The sequence below is a fragment of the Nodosilinea sp. LEGE 07088 genome, assembly GCF_015207395.1.
In the GTDB taxonomy this organism is placed as follows: domain Bacteria; phylum Cyanobacteriota; class Cyanobacteriia; order Phormidesmidales; family Phormidesmidaceae; genus Nodosilinea.
Window position 1 is genome coordinate 1 of the sequence record NZ_JADEWX010000242.1, and the last position, 6,724, is coordinate 6,724.

At 57.7% G+C, this 6,724-nt stretch carries 6 protein-coding genes; 2 read left to right on the top strand and 4 right to left on the bottom strand.

The genetic code is table 11. From position 1 onward, the window contains the following. The 4 genes from IQ254_RS28600 to IQ254_RS28615 all read right to left on the bottom strand — a co-directional run. Nucleotides 1–2,064, bottom strand: a 2,064-nt coding sequence (locus tag IQ254_RS28600) for a transglycosylase domain-containing protein (RefSeq protein WP_228041194.1), incomplete at its 3' end; no start/stop codon positions are given. Nucleotides 2,065–2,352: 288 nt separating this feature from the next. Then, nucleotides 2,353–3,384 carry a chlorophyll synthase ChlG gene (chlG, locus tag IQ254_RS28605; protein ID WP_193969550.1) on the bottom strand — a complete coding sequence of 344 codons (1,032 nt, stop codon included), beginning with the start codon at nucleotides 3,382–3,384 and terminating at the stop codon, nucleotides 2,353–2,355. Nucleotides 3,385–3,500: 116 nt separating this feature from the next. Then, on the bottom strand, nucleotides 3,501–4,601 hold the full coding sequence (locus IQ254_RS28610; protein WP_193969551.1) for an ArsA family ATPase: 1,101 nt from the start codon (nucleotides 4,599–4,601) through the stop codon (nucleotides 3,501–3,503). Between the two features lie 192 nt (nucleotides 4,602–4,793). After that, entirely contained in the window at nucleotides 4,794–4,994 is a 201-nt protein-coding gene (locus IQ254_RS28615) for a DUF2862 domain-containing protein (protein WP_193969552.1), read from the bottom strand. A 302-nt stretch (nucleotides 4,995–5,296) separates the two neighbouring features. On the opposite strand from IQ254_RS28615, the gene hisF reads away from it, so the two are divergent. Both hisF and IQ254_RS28625 read left to right on the top strand, forming a co-directional pair. Continuing rightward, nucleotides 5,297–6,067, top strand: a complete 771-nt coding sequence (gene hisF, locus IQ254_RS28620) for an imidazole glycerol phosphate synthase subunit HisF (RefSeq protein ID WP_193969555.1) — start codon at nucleotides 5,297–5,299, stop codon at nucleotides 6,065–6,067. A gap of 150 nt (nucleotides 6,068–6,217) precedes the next feature. Then, a complete protein-coding gene (locus tag IQ254_RS28625; RefSeq protein WP_193969553.1) occupies nucleotides 6,218–6,517 on the top strand; it encodes a hypothetical protein in 300 nt (99 codons plus the stop codon). The last annotated feature ends 207 nt before the right edge of the window (nucleotides 6,518–6,724 follow it).

Genomic DNA, 6,724 nt, shown 5'->3' on the forward strand with positions numbered 1-6,724 from the left:
GGTATTCACAGGGCGAGGGGTCGGCGGGGCAACTACCGGCGGTTCATTAGTAATGACAGGGGCAGCATCTATCGGGTCTGAACCGTTGCCGGTAGATTGGCCGTTAAAGGCATCCCCATCAGGCGCCAATGGCGCTGCTTCGCGGTCAGCGTCACTCTCAGATGCCGCAGTCTGTCGACTTTCGCGCTCTGAGCTATCCGATGAGGCTTTGTCGGCCACCACTCGACCGGGCTTAATCGGGCTCAGGGTAAGCGTCCCCTTGCGGCCACCCAACCGAGGTAAATCAGGAAACTGCTCAACCGGAATGTCATCGGTGAGTTTGGCCATAAAGTCACGCCAGATCGCCGCCGCTGTACTGCTAACTCCCCGAGTTGGCGTGTTGTCATCATTCCCCATCCACACCCCGGTGGCCAGCTGCGGAATATAACCCACGAACCAAAGATCCCGATAGCCCTCGGAGGTACCCGTTTTACCCGCTACGGGTCGGCCTAGGGCAGCATTACCGCCAGTGCCCCCCTCCACCACGCCCCGCAGCATCCAGGTCATAATGGCGGCGCTGTCGGCATCAATCGCCTGTACAGACTCATTGGGGTGCTCATAGATCACCTCGCCGTCACTGTTGAGAACCCGACGAATGCTATGAACCGGGCGATTAATACCTTTGTTAGCTAAAGTACCGTAGGCGCTGGTTAACTCCAGCAGGTTAACCTCAGAGGTGCCTAGGGCCAGGGAGTAGGCGGGCAACAGCGGCGACTCGATACCCATGCGCTCGGCGAGCTGAACCACGGGTTCAAAGCCTACATCCACTAGCAGCTTGACCGCGATAGTATTGACTGAGTTTCGCAATGCTCGCCGCAGATCCATGCTGCCGCTGTAGTTTTTTCCGTAATTTTCGGGCTCATAGCCATCGACAACGTAGCGAGAATCGACGTAATCTTTGTAGGGCGATATGCCCCCGGCAATGGCCGCCGCGTAGACAAAGGTCTTGAAGGTGGAGCCGGGCTGGCGCTGGGCCTGGGTAACCCGGTTAAACTGGTTTTCGCTGGTGAAATCCGTACCCCCAACCATGGCTTTAATCTCGCCATTACGCGGATCTACGGCCACCAGGGCGACCTGCCCGACTCGCTGCCAACTCCCGTAGCGATCGATCGCATCTTCCACCGTGTCTTCGGCCCGGCGCTGCCAGACCACGTTCAAGCTGGTTTCAACGGTCAGCCCCCCGGCCTCCAGCTGATCGGCAGGGAGCAGCGCCTCAAGCTGCTTTTGTACGTGAATCGTGAAATAGGGAAACTCACTGTAAAGAAACTTGGGTTGATTGGGAGTAACTTGAACCTCAGCCGCAAGCGCGGCTTCAGCCTCAGCCTCGGTAATCGCCTCAGTCGCCAACATGCGACGAATCACCCGGTTGCGTTGACTGCGAGCAGCCTCAGCATCTACGACCGGGGAATATAGACTGGGCGCCGGGGCCATGCCAGCGATCATGGCAGCCTCAGCGATCGTCAGCTGATCGAGGGTTTTGCCAAAGTAAACCCAGGCGGCATCGGCCACGCCATAGGCCCCAGACCCTAGATAGACCAGGTTCAAATAACGCTCGACAATCTGCTCTTTGGTCAAGCTGTCTTCCAGCTTGACGGCCATCATGGCCTCTTTTACTTTGCGCTGCAGCGTGCGCTCCTGGTCTAGGAAAACAATTCGGGCCAGTTGCTGAGTAATCGTGCTAGCACCTTCGACTAGCTCCCGATTGCGTACGTTGGCCCAGGCCGCGCGAGCAATACCTCGGTAGTCGACGCCGCTATGCTCATAAAAGCGCTGATCTTCAGAGGCCACAAAGGCCTGCACCAGATAATCAGGCATCTCGTCGTAGCTGATAGCTTCGCGAGTAGCCGGGCCAATTTTCTGCAAAATCACCCCGTCTGCTGACACCATCGTAACGGTACCGTCGCGCTGGTAGGTCAGCGCCTGAGCTGGCTCTGGCAGGGTCTTACCGGTAGCTTGCAACACCCGGTAGGTACGGGTAACCCCGCCCGCCACCCCGGCACTCGCTAATAGCAGCCCCCAAAACATGGGGCGCAAGAACAGCGGCCGATAACGGTATGGCGGTGGCCCCGAGGCAGATTTGGCCAGCTTAGACGACCGCGCCGCAGGCCGATGAGACGCGGGAGCCTGGGCAAAATTTTCGGGGCTTACCCTGTTGCGTTGATGCCCTGAAGCGCGCGAAGCTCGTCTCTTCCGAGGCAAAGACAGCCAGGTTAACCAAGTTCGAGCCATAGCATCGTTGCCCTCTACATCCTCTGTGAACTGTATGGGGTTTCAGCCATTTCTTCAAGCGTACACCCAGAAAGTAGGGCTCAGCTAAAGGGCCGTATGCCCCAGAGCTAAGCCCGTAACCAACATCCCCAAGACTAAAAAAGGCTGGGCGCTGGCCTGGTACTTGACGTCGTTTTCTAGCGGATCGCGGAGAAAATACATGTCCTGAAAGGTGATTTGGGGAATGATCAGCAGCACTAGCAGCACCGCGTAGAGGTTTTGGTGGATAGCAATCAGATAGGCCGCGACCCCACCCTGGAAGATATCGATCGCCAGCACGCAGATCCACGCCGCTGTGGTAACCCCAAACATAACCGGCAGCGATTTGAGGCCCATCTGGCGATCGCCCTCAACGCTCTTAAAGTCGTTGACCACCGCAATACCCAGGCCCGCCAAACTATAGAACAGCGTCAGCACCACAATTTTCCAGTTGAGGTCGCCAAACAGGGCATGCCCCGCCCACCAGGGCAAAGCGATGTAGCTGGCCCCCAGGGCGTAGTTGCCGAGCCAGCCGTTTTGCTTGAGCTTGAGCGGTGGAGCCGAGTAAATATAGGAGATGAACGACCCCCCAATGGCCAGGGCTGTAATGATGGGGAAATCATGCCCGGCCCAGCGGTCTAGGCTGTAGGCCACGGCTAGACCAGCCACCAGCAGCAGCAAAATTTGGCTCACCACCTGGGGAATCGAAATCGCCCCGGAGGGAATGGGACGGTAGGGCTCGTTAATGGCGTCAATGTCGCGGTCGTAGAAGTCGTTGAGGGTCTGGGTATAGCCCGTCAACAGCGGCCCCGACAGCAGCATGCAGGCGGCGGCGATCAGCACATACTCTAGGCTCCAGCGGTATGCACCAGAAGAGGCCGCCCCACAAACCACCCCCCAAATCAGCGGAATCCAGGTGATGGGTTTCATCAGCTGGAGACGAATCTTCCAGATCGAGGTCTCGCCCGCTTTGGCCCCTTTCATACCCAAAAGCTGCCGGGCGGCATTGCCCTGGCTAACAGCAGCAGTTTCGGCGGGCGCCGCCGAGCTGGTCTCTAGGGCATCGTTAGCCGGAGTAGAAGACGATGGTTCAGCCATGGTGAAGTGAAACTGCTACAGGTCAACGAAAATAGAGAGTTGCCAGACTTTCTTACGGTGCCATATTTTTGGGTGCAGGGATACTGCTCCGAGAAGATTTGCTCTAGGCCTTCAGCCTAGCTAAACGAAATCACCAGATGCTGATCCTGAAACTTAGCCCCGGCCACAGCCTTACCTTGAAGGGAGGTCGGCAGCGACAGGTTGCGGCGCTGGTCGCCCGCCTCGACGGTCACCTCAGGGCCATACTGGGTGAGCTTAACCTGAGTTTTATCAAAGCTGGGCAAAAATAACCGCACGGTTTTGGCGGTCTCATCGACCGTGACCGGACGAGGGGCACTGGCCGCCCATTGGGCCGGGTTAGGCAGGGTCTCGATCGCGGCTTCCCACCCCTGCTCAACGACCGCAGGTAGAGCCACCTGAGGCAGCGGTGCCAGCGCTGAGGCTTGCTCCTCGCTGAGGCTACCGTCGTTGACGATGACCCCGCCTACGGTGAGGCCAATCTGCTGGGCGCTGCCCCACAGGTAGCGGGCCGTGGCGACGGCCCCAGGCCTGGGGGTAGTGACCAAAAAGGCCGCCATGCGGCTGGGGTCGGCAACGGCCTGACGCCCTTCTTCCAGCTGCGATCGCACCTGCCCGGTGGGCTGATCTAGCACATCGCCCGACCAGTCAACCGCCAGCACCGCCGAGGCCATGGGCTGCAAAAAGGGCGAGAGCACCCGGCCTAGGTCCGACTGTTGAAACACCCCGCGAAACCGCCGCAGATACCAATCGAGCATTTCAGGCATGCCAAACATGCGCAGGGTAGCCAGCGCGCTGGTGCCGTCGTAGATAATCACATCGTAGCGATCGCTGGCATCGAGCTGGCGCAGGGCATTGAGGGCCAGGGCGCTATCCATGCCCGGCAGCACCCCCAGTTCTTGACCGTAGACCGCCTTTAAAAATGGCGTGCGCAGATACTGAGCCTCTAAGGCTTTGACCTCATCCCAGCTTTGCTCTAGCAGCGCCGCCGCCTGAAACTGCATAGCCCACAGGTTAGACTCCACCGCTGCGGGCTCAGCCCCCAGCGGTTGCCCCAATAGCAACGAGGGAGCGGGGGTAATATCTTGCACCACCAGCAGCACCCGCTGGCCGGCCCGGGCCCGCTGCTTGGCCACAGCAATGGCCACCGTAGTACTACCGCTGCCACCTTTGCCCAGATAGGTGAGAATAAGTGCCATATTTGAAGATGAGAAACATTACAAAGAAGCTGAAGCTCAGCAATCGTGCCGCGCCCGCAAAACTCCCCGGGTGCAGTCCATCACCTACATCGGCAAGGCAAGCAACCTGCAAAGCCTCGCCCTAGGGGCCACCTAGGAACAACCGTCGCTTTAATCTAGAGCGGTTCGTCGCTACTCTAGCGCGGTTCGTCGCTACTCTAGCAAAGACAGCTCGTCTTCAAAAAACCAGGTGGCGTAGCTATCGTCAAACTCCACCACCACCCCGATGCCGCTGCCATCGACCAGCTTAAATTGGCTAACAACACCGGGCTTGCCGAGGTAAGCCGCTACATCTTTGGAAACGCGATCGCGTAGTCGCGATACCTTCACCTTCTGGCCAATCTCTAAACCCATGTTTACTGAGGGCTCCAACTGCATGTCTAACAATAAAACCAAGTCACAGTGTATCAGCGTCTTGGCCCCTGTTAATTCCTATAATCCTCTATTGTGAGACTCTGGGAAAGGGTTAATTTGTCACCGTCAGAAATTGAAGCCAAGAGTATTTCATCTAGAAAATATCTCGATCGGGGCTGTGCACTCGCCCATTGGGCCCGTCGCGGCAAACCCCCGGATAGGTATTTAGCTGGAACACTCTAAAGCCGGTGATTGATTGGGGAAAGCTCAATCTCAAAGACGTGGTGAGTGAGACTGCAAAGATGCTGGCAAAACGGATTGTGCCCTGCCTAGATGTAAAGGCAGGGCGAGTGGTCAAAGGGGTTAACTTCGTCGATCTGCGCGATGCGGGTGACCCGGTGGAGCTAGCCCAGGCCTACAACCAAGCCGGGGCCGATGAACTGGTGTTTCTAGACATCACGGCGACCCACGAAGACCGCGACATTATCTATGACGTGGTGTACCGCACGGCGGAGCAGGTGTTTATCCCGCTCACGGTGGGGGGCGGCATTCAATCCTTAGAGACCATCAAGAAACTGTTACGTGCCGGGGCCGACAAAGTTAGCATCAACTCGGCAGCGGTCAGACGGCCAGAGTTGGTTAGGGAGGCCAGCGATCGCTTTGGGGCGCAGTGCATTGTGGTGGCCATTGACGCCCGCCGCCGCACCGACCCCAACGATCCGGGCTGGGATGTCTACGTGCGCGGCGGGCGTGAGAATACCGGCCTTGACGCGCTGACCTGGGCCGAAACCATCGTTGACCAGGGAGCGGGGGAGTTACTAGTCACCAGCATGGATGCCGACGGCACCCAGGCGGGCTACGACCTCGATTTGACCCGAGCCATTGCCGACCGCGTGCCCGTGCCCGTGATTGCCTCGGGTGGAGCGGGCAACTGCGACCACATTCACCAGGCACTCACCGTCGGCAGAGCCGAAGCTGCCCTGCTGGCCTCGCTTTTACACTACGGCCAACTGACGGTACAGCAGGTCAAAGAGCATCTGCGCGATCGCTCTGTTCCAGTACGTTTGACCTAAAATTCGACTTTGATTCGGCAAAAGCGAAAACATTCTGTGGAATCGCACCGCTTTTATGAATGCCTGTTACGATGTGTAACATAACGAAGCAAAGATTTTACGCTTAGCTGACTAACTTGGCCGTCACGTCCGATATTGAAGCTCTTTTTCATGCTACTCCTCATTCTAGCGATCGTTATTGCCCTAGTGGCGTGGGCCCTCCGCCTAATGGAGCAAGCTGTCAAGGGTCAAGAGTTCTCCTTGATGTTGGCTGGTTTTTTGGTGGCCTCGTCTGCGGCAGCCCTGATGGGGGTGTATTTCTTGATGGGCAACTATGTGGTGTACATGGATCATGCCACCCAGCAAGCGGGGCCCCTGGAGGCCATGGACATGCCTTACTCCACCTATGCCAGTGCTGCGGTGCCTGAGTCGTTAACCCCGATGGCAGACTGGCTTACCCAGGTTGATTAACGGCCTTAGCAGGGCCACGAATATCCGCCCAGGCTTTATGCCTGTGGTCAGCGCTCCCTAAAGACATAAGCTTTAGGCAGCTGGGCAGTCCTAAGTTCTTGATTGGATTTCTAGGCCGCCAAGTCAGGTGCACCAGCGCTGGGGCAGGAGTCTAGCTTAGCGGCGATGAATTTAGACAAAAGTAGAGTGGGCGGACTGTTGGGAAAA